The sequence below is a fragment of the Mesorhizobium sp. WSM2561 genome (genome assembly GCF_000513915.1).
Lineage (GTDB): Bacteria > Pseudomonadota > Alphaproteobacteria > Rhizobiales > Rhizobiaceae > Mesorhizobium > Mesorhizobium muleiense.
This window is the reverse complement of the sequence record NZ_AZUX01000007.1, coordinates 14,622-28,656: the sequence shown is the minus strand read 5'-3', so window position 1 is coordinate 28,656 and position 14,035 is coordinate 14,622. Positions and strand designations below refer to the sequence as shown.

Sequence of the window (14,035 nt, the reverse complement as noted above, 5' to 3'; positions counted from 1 at the left end):
TATTTTCGGCTGGTCCATCGACTATCATCTGTTGACCCCCCACATTCGCTTCTGATTTGAGTAGGCAGGTAGAAAGAGTTCCAAAGAAATGGCCCAGCGCGCATTCAACCTGCCCAACATGCTCACTTACGTCCGCATCCTCGCGGTGCCGCTGGTTGTGCTGTGTTTTTTTCTCGAAGGGCATCTGAAGTCGAGCGACTTCGCCCGCTGGTCGGCGCTGGTCATTTTCCTGCTCGCCTCGATCACCGATTATTTCGACGGCTATCTGGCGCGCGCCTGGCAGCAGACCTCGAATATCGGCAAGATGCTCGATCCGATCGCCGACAAGTTGCTGGTCGCCACGTGCCTGCTGCTGCTGGCGGCTGATACCGATAGGCATGCCGGCATCGCCGGCTGGTCGCTGTGGGCAGCGATCATCATCCTGTGCCGCGAAATCCTCGTTTCGGGCCTGCGCGAGTATCTGGCGGCGCTGAAGGTCTCGGTACCGGTGACGCAGCTGGCGAAGTGGAAGACCACCATCCAGATGATCGCCATCGCCTTCCTGCTCGCCGGACCTGCCGGCGACAAGATCTTCCCGCTGACCACGCAGGTCGGGCTTGTGCTGCTGTGGATCGCCGCGCTGGTGACGCTCTACACCGGCTACGACTATTTCCGCGCCGGCCTCAAGCACATCATGGACGAGTAGCATGTCGACGAGGCTCATTTATTTCGCCTGGGTGCGCGAGCGGATCGGCAAGCCGCAAGAGGACGTCGAATTGCCCGCCGGCATCGAGACGGTGGCCGACCTGCTGCGCTGGCTGAAATCGCGCGGCGAGGAGTACGAGCACGCGCTGCAATATCCTGACGTGATCCGCGTCGCCATCAACCAGGAACATGTCGAGCACCGCGAGAAGATATCAGGCGCGCGCGAGATCGCGCTGTTCCCGCCGATGACGGGTGGCTGAAATGCCCGGCGCGGTGGTGCCGACGGTGCGCATCCAGGCGGAGGATTTCGATGTCGCCGCCGAGATCGCCAGGATGACGCAAGGCCGCGCCGACATCGGCGCCGTGGTGACTTTCTCGGGTCTCTGCCGCGATGAAGCGGGCAGGCTCGCGGCACTCGAGCTCGAACATTATCCCGGCATGGCCGAGGCCGAGATCGGCCGCATCGCCGCCGAGGCGGTTCAGCGCTGGCCGCTGCAGGGGCTCACCGCGATCCATCGCTACGGCAGGATCGCGCCCGGTGAGAACATCGTGCTGGTGGTCGCTGCCTCCGCCCACCGGCAGGCGGCGTTCGAGGCGGCGAACTTCCTCATGGATTATCTCAAATCGCGCGCGCCGTTCTGGAAGAAGGAACACCACACCGACGGCTCGCAAGGCGGCTGGGTCGACGCCAAGGAGGCCGACGACGAGGCCGCAAGCCGCTGGAAGCAGGCCGTGCCGAAACGAAATTGATGCGTCGCGTCACCGCTGGAGGGCGAGGTTCACATCAACCCCGATCACCCCTCGGCCCCCCATCAGCCTTGTCAGTGCCGATCCAGTGATCGAGCGCAACCCGGCCGGGTCCCCACGCCATGATGCCGAGCGCCATCGCCGCCCAGGTGATGTGCAGCGGCCAGCCGTCCGGCACGGTGAGTTGTATGACCAGCGTCATCACGAGCAGGCCGAATGCCGCCAGGCGTGTCGCCAGGCCGAGAACGAGGAGAATTGGCAGCAAGATTTCCGCCGATCCTGAGACGAAGGCCACCAGCCCAGGCGCCGGAAAATTGTAGGGGCCGCCGGGCAGATGCAGCTTGAGTTCCGAACTGAAAAGCAGCACGGCCACATCGTTCAGCTGCAAAAAACCGTCCCATTTGTTGACGCCGGACCGCCAGAACGGGACAGCGAGGGCGCAGCGCAGGACGAGTTGCGTCAGCGACGGTCTGGCGCTCGTGCGCAGCGCGGCATTCACCCTCTCGACGAGGGTGGCAGCCCCTCGCGGCTCGGTGCTGGCGTTCCATCCATGGTTCGTCATGCTCACCCTCCCTGGTCTGCCGCTGTGAAGGCGCCTGCTTGCAGCAGGCCGGCAATGTTGGCGGCAAGGTCGAATTCGGCAGTTTCCGCAAATGCTGCCGCGGCCGCCGCGCCGAGCGGCTCGCCCGCCATCAGACGATCCAGAAAAGCTGCGCCGCCGGGCGGCAGATGGCGAACAAAGACTTCGAGCCCGGGCCGCGTGACCAGCGCATCTTCAGGGCGGTCCGCCTCGATCCGCCCGACAGGGCGGTCGCGCCGGTTCGCCGCAAAGATCGTCACGACCGGATAGCGCGAGCGCATCGCACGCGTTGCCGGGTGTGGCACGAACACGGTATCGGCCAGCCGTTCAGGCGGGATCGAGCCCAGTGCTACGCAAGCCAGCGGTTCCGCGTCGGCGGCATGATAGGCGTCGAGCCAGGCCCGCTCCAGGCGCGCCACGTCAGCCAGCCATGGCATCGGCCGCGCATAGTCGTAGCGCTCGATGAAGTCGGGAAAGTCGTGGCCGTATTCGAACAGAAGCGGCGAAGTGGGTGGCGTTTCGCGGACATGGAAGCGCGCCATCGCCCGAAAGAAGTCCGGGCCGGTGATGCGCAGCGTCGCTGGAAAGCTGGCGGCCAGCGCATCGATCAGGCTGACCGCGACGTTGTTGCGGTAGACGGCGTATCGTTTGACCGCTGCCTTGCCGTTCGGCCCCGAGACAGCGTCGGGCGGGACACGGTCAGGATCGAGCAAACCGGCGGTGAATGCCGCGGCATAGTCGAACCGGTGGCCAAGATCGCCCGACTGGAGTTCATCCTGCGGCATGGGCTTTTCCGAACACTTGGTGGCTGTCGCCATGATGGTCGAGAATCGCTTGGGCGGCGGCGGCCTCCGCCTTGAGCACCGACCAGTCGGGAATGTTGCTGTCCCACTCGATCAGCGTCGGCAGCGGTCCGCATCGGCCGATGACGATATCGAAGAGCTTCCAGACCGCGTCGGCGACCGGCCCGTCATGGCTGTCGATGAGCAGCAGGTCGCCCTCGTCATCCTCCTGCTCGGCGTGCCCGGCCAGATGGATTTCCCCGACATGATCGAGCGGGAAATCCGCGAGGTAGGAAAGGGCTGAATAGCCGTGATTGGTGGCCGAAACGAAGACATTGTTGACGTCGAGCAGCAGGCCGCAACCGGTGCGCTGCACCAGCGCGCCGATGAAATCCGTCTCGCTCATCGTCGATTCCGCGAAAAGGACGTAGGTCGAGGGGTTTTCGAGCAGGATCGGGCGGGCGATCGTCTCCTGCATTTCATCGATGTGATCCGCCACGCGCGAAACCGTTGCCGGCGTATAGGGCAGGGGAAGCAGGTCGTTGTAATAGGTGGTGTCGTGGGTCGACCAGGCGAGATGCTCGGAAACGAGCGCCGGCTCATAGCGGTCGACGAGCGCCTTGAAACGGCCGAGATGCACTTTGTCGAGCGGCCGCGGTCCGCCGATCGACATGCACACCCCGTGCAGCGAAACGGGATAGTCGCGGCGAATCCTGGCCAGCGCATCGTGCGGCGGACCGCCGGCGCCCATGTAGTTTTCGGCGTGGACCTCGAAGAAGCCGTCCTTTGGGCCGTCGCCAAGGATCGCGTGCAGATGCTCGTGCTTGAAACTGGTGCCGGCAAGGCCGGCGATCGGGTGCGCCGGAAAGCGCGAGGTTTTCGATATGCGGGATGCCGGGGCCAGTCCGTTCATCTTCGTCTCCGCTTTCCGGGTAGCTTGCATTGCTTAGGACGGGATGTCACGGGTCAGCGCCGTGGGCGAGCCCTTGCGGTCGCCGGGCAGGTCCATCGTCGTACAGGTGCCGCCGTCGACGAACTTCCAGGCGTTGCCCTGGTAATCGACAGTCGAGGTGCCTTGGCAGGTGGTGCCAGGTCCTGCCGCGCAGTCGTTCTGCCCCTTCAGGGCGACGCCAAAGCACTTCTCCTTGCCGGCATCCATCGCCGCCTTGGCCTCTGCCTCGGACAGCGGCGCGGCCGTCGCAAAAGAAGCAAGAGCCGTGGCAACGGCGCCGGCCAGGAAGGCCGCGCTCACGGTTGATCTTGTTGACATGATTTCACCTCCGATTGGGTTGTTGCGCGCGCCATTCCTCAAGCGCGCATTGGTCAGTTCGGTCCGGAGGTTCCCTGCGTTACATCTTTTTGGAACACGACTTCGTGATCGCCAGGGGACTTGGCGTGAGCAATATTTCGCCTGTCACGCCAAGGAGGCCGACCACAGGGCAACGAGCCGCCGGAAGGCACCGCCGTGTGAACAGCCCGTGTGGGGCGCCACGGAACCACCGCAATCCTGCGAGACCTTCCGACCAGTTTGGCGCATTATGGGGAGCAGGATCATGCTGGGCAGGATCGCCGAGTTCTTCATCTTCGGTGTCGTGCCGCTGGTCGTCGGTATACTGGTGGTGCCTGAGTTGTCCGTCGCCGCCGAGAAGACCCTGAAGGGCGAGGTGATGTATCGCGAGCGCATCGCTCTGCCGCCCAACGCCGTGCTTTCCGTGCAGCTTGCCGATGTCTCGCTGGCCGACGCGAGGGCCGCTGTCATCGGCGAGCGCAAGGTGGCGCCGGCCGGCCACGTGCCGATCAAGTTCGAGATCAGCTTTGATCCCCAGGTGATCCGGCCCCATATGACCTATGCGCTGCAGGCGCGCATCACCGTCGACGACAGGCTGTTGTTCATCTCCGATATGCGCCACCAGGTCGATCCACTGAGCGACGCGCCGCAGACCATCACGCTGAAGATGGTGACGTCGAGCGAGCAGCCGGCGTCGGCCCCGGTGGTCGGGCAGATCTGGCTGATCGAGTATATCGACGGCATCGGTGTGATCGCCGAGCCGCAGGCGACGTTCAGGATCGACGAGGCCGGCAAGGCCGGCGGCAGCGGGCCTTGCAACGTCTACTTCGCCACCGCCAAAGTCGATGGTTCGACGATTGCCATCAGTGACATCGGTTCGACCTTCAAGGCCTGCGCGCCCGAGACTATGGCCGAGGAAAAGGCGCTGTTCGAGGCGCTGGCCAAGGCGGCATCGTATCACGTCGACGCCGGCAAGCTCATCATCGTCGACAAAGACGACCGCGTCATCCTGCGCTTCAACGCCGCGAGCTGATAACCGGTTTCGGTTTTTGAGCATCATGCGCAGTTGGCGGGTGTCGGCGCCCGGCGTCCGGTGCCGGATCGCCGCAACGAAAAAGGCCGGCATTGCGCCGGCCTTTTCCATATGACGTGGTGACTTATCGGCTCAGCCGACGATCTCGGTGTCCGAGAACCAGTATTTGATCTCCTGCGCGGCGGTCTCCGGCGCGTCGGAGCCGTGCACGGAATTCTCGCCGATCGACAGCGCGTGCAGCTTGCGGATGGTGCCTTCGGCGGCGTTGGCCGGGTTGGTGGCGCCCATCACGTCGCGGTTTTTGGCAATGGCGTTCTCGCCTTCCAGCACCTGCACGACCGTTGGACCCGACGACATCGAGTCGACCAGTTCGCCGAAGAACGGACGATCCTTGTGGACGGCGTAAAAACCTTCCGCCTCGCGGCGGCTCATCCACACCCGGCGCGAGGCGACGACGCGCAGGCCGGCTTCTTCGAGTATCTGGGTAATGGCGCCGGTGAGATTGCGCCGGGTTGCGTCCGGCTTGATCATGGAAAAGGTGCGTTCGAGCGCCATGGGGTCGTCCTTGTGATGGAGGGTGGAATTCACGGTGGCGGGCTCTATACAAGCCGCCCGCCGGCTTGCCAAGGGGCTGGCGCTAATGCATCTCGCGCCAAAGTGCGCAGCGGTTTTGCGATAACGACATGCATAAAAACAAGAACTTAAGCGCGTCGCCGACGCGCTTTAACCGCCGCAAGCGTGTCGCCGTCAGCCAAAACCAATGTTGTCATAACTGCATCTCGATCGTCAGATTGGCCGTGTCGCCAGCCCGAAGGCCTTCGCGGACCCGCACCGCCGTCTTGATCGGCAACAGCAGGCTGCCGGATTTCTTGTCGGGAAACAGCGATGTTCGCCATCTGGTCTGGCCGATGACGGCTTCCACGCCAAGCGAGCCCCAGGGCCGTGCCATCCCCGCCATTGCCGTCTTGATCCGTGCCCCAAGCTCCGGCGGCAGCGACACGAAATGCCAGCCGCCCTTGCCTGGATAGACCCAGATCTCGGCCTGCACGTCGTAGCGAAACATTTTGTGCCCTTCCTCAGATCAAGGCCGTCACGGCTGGCTTTGCCATGGTGTCTTGTCGGCAACGCCGACGATCGGCGAAATCATCCTAATATCCATTCTTCCCTGCACATGAGGATGGCAGCGTTGCCGTTGCACTACCGCCTTATCACCATCGAAGCGCGCCGGACTTCCCAGCCTTCCCGCTCCAGTTCCGGCACGCTGTGGTTCTCGCAGGGGTAGCCGACGCAGAAGTAGCCGATCAGCGTCCACTCCGGCGGCGCGTCCAGGATCGTCGCCATTTCGGCCGGGTCGAGGATCGAGACCCAGCCCATGCCTATTCCTTCGGCGCGCGCCGCCAGCCAAAAAGTATGGATCGCCATCACCGCCGAATATTCGATGGTCGCGGGCATGGTCAGGCGGCCGAGCCCATGTCCCTGTTCCGTCCCGCGGTCGGCGAAGACCGCGAATTGACAAGGCGCCTCGTTCAGACCGGCAAGCTTCAGGCGCGCATAGAGCGCGGCGCGTTCGCCGCCGAACGATGCGAGCGCCTCCGCATTACAGCGCTCGAAGCATGTCCTGACGGCGCCGCGGCACGCCGCACTCTCGACCACGACGAAACGCCAGGGCTGGCTCAGCCCGACCGAGGGCGCAAGGCTGGCGAGGTCAAGCAGCCGTTCCAGCGCGCCTTCGGGGAGCGGTGTCGGCCTGAATCGCCTGACATCCCGCCGCCACAGGAAGAGGTTGACCAGATCGGCGCGAAAATCGTCCGGGAATTCCGGGTCTGAGGTCATGGTGTTCGTACTGTCTTTGCTAGGGGTAGGGAGTAGTAAGGCAGCAGTAAGGAAGTACGGAAGTCACGGCGGCGCGCATACCTACTGCCCTACTGCCTTACTCCCCTATGCAGCAGCCGCCGCCACCGTGCGGCCGAGCCCATCATGCAGGTCGAGGCAGCGCTCGAACCACTGCGCCATCACATCGCTGTCGTCGAGCAACCGGTAGGGCGAGGCGATGCGCGCCCATTGCAGCGCGCCGAAGACGATGTAGTCGGCAAACAGCGGTGATTGGCCGCCGATGAACGGCTGATAGGCCAGCATCGAGCGCAATGGCTCCAGCGAGGCACGGAAGGCAGCAAGGCCGGCATCCCGCGCCGCCACCACCTCTTCCAGTCTCTTGCCGAAGCGCTGCTCGCGGTTTTGGCGAAAATAGGCGGCGTTGGCCTCGTCCTGCATGGCGTGCAGGTCCATGATCGCCGCAGTGGTGACATAGGGGTGGATGGTCAGTTGCGACCAGCGTTCGATGAAGCGCGCCATCGCCTTGCCGCCGTCGCCGCAAAACAATGTCGGTCGCTCTGGATAGGCCTCGTCGAGATAGAGCGCGATGGCGAATGAATCGGCGACCACCTTCTCGCCGTCGCGGATCACCGGAACGAGTTTTGAAACGCCGCCTTCAACGGTGGGCACTTCGAGAAAGCGTGTCGGCACGGTTGAGATATCGAGGCTTTTGTGGGCAATCGCCATCGTCGCCTTCCAGCAATGCGGGCTGAACGGACGGGCGCCATCGCGTCCGACGAGATCATAGAGCAGAATGGTCATTGGCGGCAGCTTCCCTGCGGTCTACTAGAGCGACGTTCGGGCCTTGCGGTAAGCACCCGGAACGGGGTCTCGCGGGCCGGAGAAAACGATGAAACAGCACTTCATGATGTTTGCGGCCTACAATCAATGGGCCAATAGCCGCATCTACGATGCCGCCGCCGATCTCGACGAGGAAGATTTTCACCGCAACGTCGGGGTCTTCTTCGGCTCGATGATGGGGACGCTCAACCATGTTCTGACTGCCGATCGCATCTGGATGAGGCGCTTTACCGGCGAGGGCGACGCGCCGGCCAGGCTCGACACGGTCCTGCACCGCGCCCTGCCGGGCTTGCGGCTGGCGCGCGAGGCCGAAGACAAAAGGATCGTCGACTGGGTTGGGGCGTTAAGCGACAAGGCTTTGTCCGGCCGCTTCTCCTACATGACCGTCTCCGACATGCGCACCGTCTCGCAGCGATTGGCGCCGGCGCTTGATCATTTCTTCAATCACCAGACCCATCACCGCGGCCAGGCGCACGCGATCCTGACCATTCTCGGCCGGCCTTCGGTGCCGCTCGACCTGACGCTGTTCCAGCGCAGCGAAGAGGGCCGCGCCTACGCATGATTTGGGATCATCCGGATCGAATTGACAGGAAACCCGTCGAAGGCGAACAGCAACTTCGACGGGCTATAGTCGCAAACAGGCCTGGCCAGTCAGGCGGCGTATCCGCCCTGGCCGCGGGAGATCGGCTTGACCGAGACTGCCGGCTGCGCCGAGGGCCAGAGAATGCCTGCCGAAACTGCGAAGGTGGTCAGGGCGTCGCGCGCGGCCTCGGGCGAGATCTCGCCGGCGCGTGCCGCCTCGCAGGCCTTCACCGCCGCGCCATAGCTCAGGCGTCGCCGCGATGGCGGGAACTCGGTCAGGAACTCATGCATGTCGAACAGCGAAGCGATCATGCGCTTATGGCCGGCGCCGACGGTTACGGCGACCGGGGTGAAAAATGTCTTATCGTGCATTCTGGCCTCTCGAATTGGGCGGAGGTGACGGGCGGACGCCGCTCTCCGACCGGGGGTAGGACGCCCAGAAACGCGGATTGCGGCATCAGGTTCCATGTTGCCGAAATTTGATTTTCGCCACCAGGCTCCGTGGCATGAGCGTCGTGCCGAAGAGCGGCCTATTTCCACATGTCGCGCATGCGGGCGCCAAGGTCGACGCGCACTTGCGGCTGGCGGCGCGGATCATCCTTGGCCTGGACGCTCGCCCACGATGTCTGTTCGAAGGCGCCGAGGATCGAGGCCGAGATGAAGCGGGTGCGCGAGGCGTAAACATGGCGATCGCCGCGCGCCGCCTGGCCGTGGACGAAAAAGCGCTGCGGCATGACCAGGTGCAGGCCGTCCTTGGCCCGCGTCATCGCCACGTAGAGCAGGCGGCGCTCCTCGTCGATATCCTCCTTCGAGCCGACGGCGAGATCGATCGGGATGCACCCGTCGACGGTGTTGAGCACGAAGACGTTCTTCCATTCCTGGCCCTTGGCCGAATGGATGGTCGACAGGATCAGATAGTCCTCGTCGCGATGCGGCGGCCCAGCCTCGTCGCTGGTTGCATCCGGCGGATCGAGGGTCAGCTCGGTGAGGAAACGCTCGCGCGAGGCATAGCCCGAGGCGATCTGTTCGAGCTGCAGAATATCGGCCCGGCGTGTCGTTGCGTCCTCGTGGATGCGGTCGAGATGCGGCTCATACCAGAGCCTGACCTGTTCGAGGTCAACAGGCCATTTTCCCGACCCGGCGCGAAGCTGCGAGAACAGCGCGACGAAACCCGGCCAGTCGTCGGCGGCGCGTTGCGGCGGGCGGTAGCGCGCCAGCCCCATCGCTTCGTCGAGCGACGTCGCCATGGTGTCGACGATCTGCGAAGCCGCCGAAGGGCCGATGCCGGGCAAAAGCTGCAGCACGCGAAAACCGGCGACGCGGTCGCGCGGGTTCTCGGCGAAGCGCAGGACCGCCAGCACGTCCTTGACATGGGCGGCGTCGAGGAACTTCAGCCCGCCGAACTTGACGAACGGGATGTTGCGACGCGTCAGTTCGATCTCCAGCGGCCCGCTGTGGTGCGAGGCGCGAAACAGCACGGCCTGCGCCTTCAGCGCCGTGCCGGCCTCGCGCTCGGTCAGGATCGCCTGACAGACGTAACTCGCCTGCTCGGCCTCGTCGCGGACGCTGACCAGCTTCGGCTTTTCGGTCGATTTGCGCTCCGACCAGAGGTTCTTGGTGAAGCGCTCCGAGGCCTCGCCGATTACCGCATTGGCGGCGGCCAGGATGGTCTCGGTCGAGCGGTAGTTGCGCTCCAGCATGACGATCTCGGCCGGCCGGGCGAACTGTTTTGGAAAGTCGAGGATGTTGCGCACTTCCGCGGCGCGAAACGAATAGATCGACTGCGCATCGTCGCCGACCACCGTCAGCCCGGATCCGTCCGGCTTGAGCGCCGCGAGGATCGAGGCCTGCAGCCGGTTGGTGTCCTGGTATTCGTCGACCAGCACATGGTCGAAACGCCCACCCAGATGCGCCGATATCTCCGGCTCGCCGGCCATCTGCGCCCAGTAGAGCAGCAGGTCGTCGTAATCGAGCACGTTCTGCGCCTGCTTGGCCTCGACATATCGGGCGAACAGCGCCTTGAGCTGTTCTGCCCACCCCGCGCACCAGGGGAACACCGAACCCAAAACTTCGCCGAGCGGCGCCTGCGCGTTGACGGCACGCGAATAGATCGCCAGGCAGGTGCCCTTGGTCGGAAAACGGCCTTCGGTTTTCGAGAAGCCGAGTTCGTGCCGGGCGAGGTTCATCAGGTCGGCCGAATCCTCGCGGTCATGGATGGTGAAGGCCGGATCGAGGCCGATCTCCAGCGCGTAGTCGCGCAGCAGCCTGGCGCCGATGCCGTGAAACGTGCCGGCCCAGGTGAGAGCATCGGTGATGACGGAAGCGTCGCGGCCGAGCACCTCGCCGGCGATGCGCTCGACGCGCTTGGCCAATTCCGATGCGGCGCGACGCGAAAACGTCATCAAAAGGATGCGTCTCGGGTCGGCGCCCCTGACGATCAGATGCGCGACGCGATGCGCCAGCGTGCTGGTCTTGCCGGAGCCGGCCCCGGCGATCACCAGCAGCGGCCCGGCGACCTTGCCGTCGCCATGCTCGACGGCAACGCACTGCTCGGCATTCAGCTTCGCGAGATAGGCAGGCCGGAAGGTCGAATCACGGGCAGCGAGGTTCATTGCCCATCAAGCATCGTTTCTGCTTTGTTCGCAACGCTTTCGTACGTGCGACCGATGCGTTCGATGCTACTGGCGCCCGACTGACGAACCGAAACTAGCGCTGCGGCTCCACGCCCATCGCCGCTGACTGCCGCGGCAGCGACTTGTCGTCATCGGGAGGCGGCAGCAACAGCGGATCGAAGTCGTCGGGCACCTCGTCGACGATTTCCCTGACGATGCGGTAGGCCACATAGACGGCGGCCCCGGCTATGAGCAGACGGATCATGATTTTCTCCATTGGTGTGGACCAACCGAGGAGCCGGCGTTTTGTTCCCCTCTCTCGTTTTGTTCCCGGGGTTCCAAAACGTCCCAAGCTCTTGCCCGAGCGTGCAACCAAATCGGCACCGTCTCGTTTGCCCGGTGACAGGAGGTTCGATGAACAAGCTCTCAACTTTGCTGGCCCCGACCTGGCTCGTTTTGGCCGCAGCGCTGGCTGTCGCGGCCTGCGACAACAACATTCCACCGACAAAGGCTCCCGGCGCCGATCAAAACCCGCAGGTCCACCCTGCGCCCAACTCGACGCCAGGCGATGGTCAACCCGCCGCGCCGCCGGCGCAGTGATGGAAGCCGGTAGGAAAGATGGCCGGCGCCGCTTGGGAGGGGAGCGATGACGCCGGCCAGGCGGGTATCAGGTCCGCCGCACACCTAGACATAGCTGAGTCTTGCCTTTGCGTCATGACGACGACGGCCTTGCACCGGCAATTAACTGACAAATGTGCAGTTTTCGACTGCGAGAAGCCGATGCTCGCCAAGCGCCACGCCATCGCAGCGGTTGCCGGCTCAGCCCGCAACTGATCCGTTGATCCGTTGAGGCCGGCGATCGGATCAATCGTCTTCTTTCTCCGCCCGCGGCACCAGGCAACCTGCCGCTGGCGGCCATTTTCATGCCTTATGCGGCCAACCGGTGCTCGAGGTCTTGCGAAGCGCTGACGTCCCGTGCAAAAGCGCGGCCATGCTGATCATCAACGACCTTTCGCTCCGCATGGCCGGACGCCTGCTTCTTGACCATGCCTCGCTGACTTTGCCGGCCGGCAGCAAGGCAGGGCTTGTCGGCCGCAACGGCACCGGCAAGACCACTTTGTTCAAGGCGATCACCGGCGACCTCGCCTCCGAGACCGGCTCGATTAGCCTGCCGAAGAACACGCGCATCGGCCAGGTGGCGCAGGAGGCTCCCGGCACCGAGGAGCCGCTGATCGAGATCGTGCTCAAGGCCGACCTCGAACGCTCCGCATTGCTCGATGAGGAAACGACGGCGACCGATCCGCACCGCATCGCCGACATCCACATGCGGCTGGCCGATATCGACGCCCATTCGGCCGAGTCTCGTGCCGCCACCATCCTCGCCGGCCTCGGCTTCGACGACGCCGCCCAGCGGCGGCCGGCCTCGTCGTTCTCCGGCGGCTGGCGCATGCGCGTCGCACTCGCCGCGGTGCTGTTTGCCGAGCCCGATCTGCTGCTGCTCGACGAGCCGACCAACTATCTCGACCTCGAAGGCACGCTGTGGCTGGAAAACTACGTGTCGAAATATCCGCACACAGTGCTCCTGATCTCGCATGACCGCGACCTGCTCAACCGCGCCGTCAACTCGATCGTCCATCTCGACCAGAAGAAGCTGACCTTTTGGCGCGGCGGCTACGACCAGTTCGAGCGCCAATTCACCGAGCAGCGCGAATTGCAGGAGAAGGGCAGGGTCAAGCAGGAAGCCGCACGCAAGCACATGGAGTCCTTCGTCGAGCGCTTCCGCGCCAAGGCTTCCAAGGCGAGACAGGCCCAGTCGCGCATCAAGGCGCTGGAGAAGATGAAGCCGATCGCCGCGATTGTGAACGACAACGTGCGGCCGTTCTCCTTTCCCGAGCCGATGAAGACGGTGGCCTCGCCGATCATTGCGCTCAACAACGTCAATGTCGGCTATGTCGAGGGTGAGCCGATCCTGAAGAAGATGACGCTGCGCATCGATGCCGACGACCGTATCGCGCTGCTCGGCGCCAACGGCAACGGCAAGTCGACCTTCGCCAAATTGCTGTCCGGCCGCCTGAAGCAGGAGACCGGCACCATGACGGTGGCGCCCGGCCTGAAGGTGGCGATCTTTGCCCAGCATCAGCTCGACGATCTCCGACCGAGTGATAACGCCTATGAGCATGTCCGCCGGCTGATGCCGGAAGCACCGGAATCGAAAGTGCGCGGCCGCGTCGCCCAGTTCGGACTGACCACCGAGAAGATGAACACCGCCGCCAGGGACCTGTCGGGCGGCGAGAAGGCGCGGCTGTTGATGGGCCTGTCGGCGTTCGAGGGGCCAAACCTGTTCATCCTCGACGAACCGACCAACCATCTCGATATCGACAGCCGCGAATCGTTGATCCATGCGCTGAACGAGTTTCCCGGCGCCGTCATCCTGATCTCGCACGACCGCCACCTGCTCGAGGCGACGGCCGACCGGCTGTGGCTGGTCAAGGATGGGACGGTCAACCCCTATGACGGCGACCTCGATGACTACAAGACGCTGGTCACCGGCGTGTCCGGCGACCGCCGCGGCAAGCGCGAGGCCGAAAAAGCCTCGAAGGCCGACCGCCGTCGTGACGCGGCCGCGCGCCGCGCCGCCTTCGAGCCGCTGGCCAAGGAGATCCGCGCCACCGAAGCGCTGATGGACCGCATCCGCAAGCGCATCGACTTGATCGAGGACGAGCTCGCCAATCCGGCGGTCTATGAAAAGGACCCGTCGACGGCGACACGGCTGGCCAAGGAGCGCTCGCAACTGGCCCAGACACTGGCCGGCCATGAGGAAAAATGGCTGTCGATGTCGGCAGAGTATGAGGAAGGCACGGCTGAGTAGCGCGACGCCCCTCTGCCTTCTCCCCTTGTGGGAGAAGGTGGCCGCGAAGCGGTCGGATGAGGGGTGCTCCAGCTTGGCATCGCCGTATTCCATCCAACACCCCTCATCCGTCTCGGCGCTGCGCGCCGATCCACCTTCTCCCACAAGGGGAGAAGGGAACACGCGCTGGCCCTACACGCCGTGTC

At 64.2% G+C, this 14,035-nt stretch carries 18 protein-coding genes; 7 read left to right on the top strand and 11 right to left on the bottom strand.

Annotation, left to right across the window (positions count from 1 at the left end; all coding sequences use genetic code 11):
• Nucleotides 1–88 precede the first annotated feature (88 nt).
• From pgsA to M727_RS0110425, 3 genes are read left to right on the top strand one after another with little or no spacing between them, the layout of a single operon-like run.
• Complete coding sequence (pgsA, locus tag M727_RS0110435; protein WP_027152639.1) at nt 89–685, top strand: CDP-diacylglycerol--glycerol-3-phosphate 3-phosphatidyltransferase; 597 nt, start codon at nt 89–91, stop codon at nt 683–685.
• Nucleotide 686: 1 nt separating this feature from the next.
• Nucleotides 687–944: a molybdopterin converting factor subunit 1 gene (gene moaD / locus M727_RS0110430; protein WP_023800670.1), complete on the top strand. Its 258-nt coding sequence runs from the start codon at nt 687–689 to the stop codon at nt 942–944.
• Between the two features lies 1 nt (nt 945).
• Entirely contained in the window at nt 946–1,434 is a 489-nt protein-coding gene (locus M727_RS0110425; protein WP_027152638.1) for a molybdenum cofactor biosynthesis protein MoaE, read from the top strand.
• 34 nt (nt 1,435–1,468) lie between these two features.
• Here the strand turns inward: M727_RS0110425 and M727_RS0110420 are convergent, their stop codons facing one another.
• The 4 genes from M727_RS0110420 to M727_RS0110405 are packed head-to-tail and all read right to left on the bottom strand — an operon-like array spanning nt 1,469 to nt 4,063.
• Entirely contained in the window at nt 1,469–1,993 is a 525-nt protein-coding gene (locus M727_RS0110420) for a DoxX family protein (RefSeq protein WP_027152637.1), read from the bottom strand.
• A gap of 2 nt (nt 1,994–1,995) precedes the next feature.
• A complete protein-coding gene (locus tag M727_RS0110415) occupies nt 1,996–2,796 on the bottom strand; it encodes a DNA-binding domain-containing protein (protein WP_027152636.1) in 801 nt (266 codons plus the stop codon).
• Nucleotides 2,783–3,706 (bottom strand): DUF692 domain-containing protein, encoded by a 924-nt coding sequence (locus M727_RS0110410; RefSeq protein WP_027152635.1) that lies wholly within the window; start codon nt 3,704–3,706, stop codon nt 2,783–2,785. Before M727_RS0110410 ends, M727_RS0110415 begins: the two co-directional genes overlap by 14 nt.
• Nucleotides 3,707–3,739: 33 nt before the next feature.
• Nucleotides 3,740–4,063 carry a DUF2282 domain-containing protein gene (locus M727_RS0110405; protein WP_027152634.1) on the bottom strand — a complete coding sequence of 108 codons (324 nt, stop codon included), beginning with the start codon at nt 4,061–4,063 and terminating at the stop codon, nt 3,740–3,742.
• A gap of 283 nt (nt 4,064–4,346) precedes the next feature.
• Between M727_RS0110405 and M727_RS0110400 the strand changes: the two genes are divergently transcribed.
• Nucleotides 4,347–5,114, top strand: a complete 768-nt coding sequence (locus tag M727_RS0110400) for a YbaY family lipoprotein (RefSeq protein WP_027152633.1) — start codon at nt 4,347–4,349, stop codon at nt 5,112–5,114.
• A gap of 132 nt (nt 5,115–5,246) precedes the next feature.
• Here the strand turns inward: M727_RS0110400 and ndk are convergent, their stop codons facing one another.
• From ndk to M727_RS0110380, 4 genes are all read right to left on the bottom strand, one after another.
• Nucleotides 5,247–5,669, bottom strand: coding sequence for a nucleoside-diphosphate kinase (gene ndk / locus M727_RS0110395; RefSeq protein ID WP_027152632.1), 423 nt, complete (start codon nt 5,667–5,669; stop codon nt 5,247–5,249).
• 211 nt (nt 5,670–5,880) lie between these two features.
• Complete coding sequence (locus M727_RS36215; protein WP_036262060.1) at nt 5,881–6,177, bottom strand: DUF1905 domain-containing protein; 297 nt, start codon at nt 6,175–6,177, stop codon at nt 5,881–5,883.
• 134 nt (nt 6,178–6,311) lie between these two features.
• Nucleotides 6,312–6,947 carry a 5,6-dimethylbenzimidazole synthase gene (gene bluB, locus M727_RS0110385; RefSeq protein WP_027152631.1) on the bottom strand — a complete coding sequence of 212 codons (636 nt, stop codon included), beginning with the start codon at nt 6,945–6,947 and terminating at the stop codon, nt 6,312–6,314.
• 105 nt (nt 6,948–7,052) lie between these two features.
• Nucleotides 7,053–7,748: a glutathione S-transferase family protein gene (locus M727_RS0110380; RefSeq protein ID WP_027152630.1), complete on the bottom strand. Its 696-nt coding sequence runs from the start codon at nt 7,746–7,748 to the stop codon at nt 7,053–7,055.
• A gap of 88 nt (nt 7,749–7,836) precedes the next feature.
• On the opposite strand from M727_RS0110380, the gene M727_RS0110375 reads away from it, so the two are divergent.
• Nucleotides 7,837–8,349 carry a DinB family protein gene (locus tag M727_RS0110375; RefSeq protein WP_023800659.1) on the top strand — a complete coding sequence of 171 codons (513 nt, stop codon included), beginning with the start codon at nt 7,837–7,839 and terminating at the stop codon, nt 8,347–8,349.
• Nucleotides 8,350–8,438: 89 nt separating this feature from the next.
• Here M727_RS0110375 and M727_RS0110370 read toward each other — a convergent pair whose 3' ends face one another.
• The 3 genes from M727_RS0110370 to M727_RS42335 form a co-directional block, all read right to left on the bottom strand.
• On the bottom strand, nt 8,439–8,741 hold the full coding sequence (locus M727_RS0110370) for a DUF982 domain-containing protein (protein ID WP_023800658.1): 303 nt from the start codon (nt 8,739–8,741) through the stop codon (nt 8,439–8,441).
• A gap of 158 nt (nt 8,742–8,899) precedes the next feature.
• The gene (locus M727_RS0110365) at nt 8,900–10,981 is read right to left on the bottom strand and encodes an ATP-dependent helicase (protein WP_027152629.1); all 2,082 of its coding nucleotides are present in this window, start codon (nt 10,979–10,981) and stop codon (nt 8,900–8,902) included.
• Between the two features lie 94 nt (nt 10,982–11,075).
• A complete protein-coding gene (locus tag M727_RS42335; protein ID WP_077375704.1) occupies nt 11,076–11,246 on the bottom strand; it encodes a hypothetical protein in 171 nt (56 codons plus the stop codon).
• Nucleotides 11,247–11,395: 149 nt separating this feature from the next.
• Between M727_RS42335 and M727_RS0110355 the strand changes: the two genes are divergently transcribed.
• Nucleotides 11,396–11,581, top strand: coding sequence for a hypothetical protein (locus tag M727_RS0110355; protein WP_027152628.1), 186 nt, complete (start codon nt 11,396–11,398; stop codon nt 11,579–11,581).
• Between the two features lie 391 nt (nt 11,582–11,972).
• Complete coding sequence (locus M727_RS0110345) at nt 11,973–13,850, top strand: ABC-F family ATP-binding cassette domain-containing protein (RefSeq protein WP_027152626.1); 1,878 nt, start codon at nt 11,973–11,975, stop codon at nt 13,848–13,850.
• The last annotated feature ends 185 nt before the right edge of the window (nt 13,851–14,035 follow it).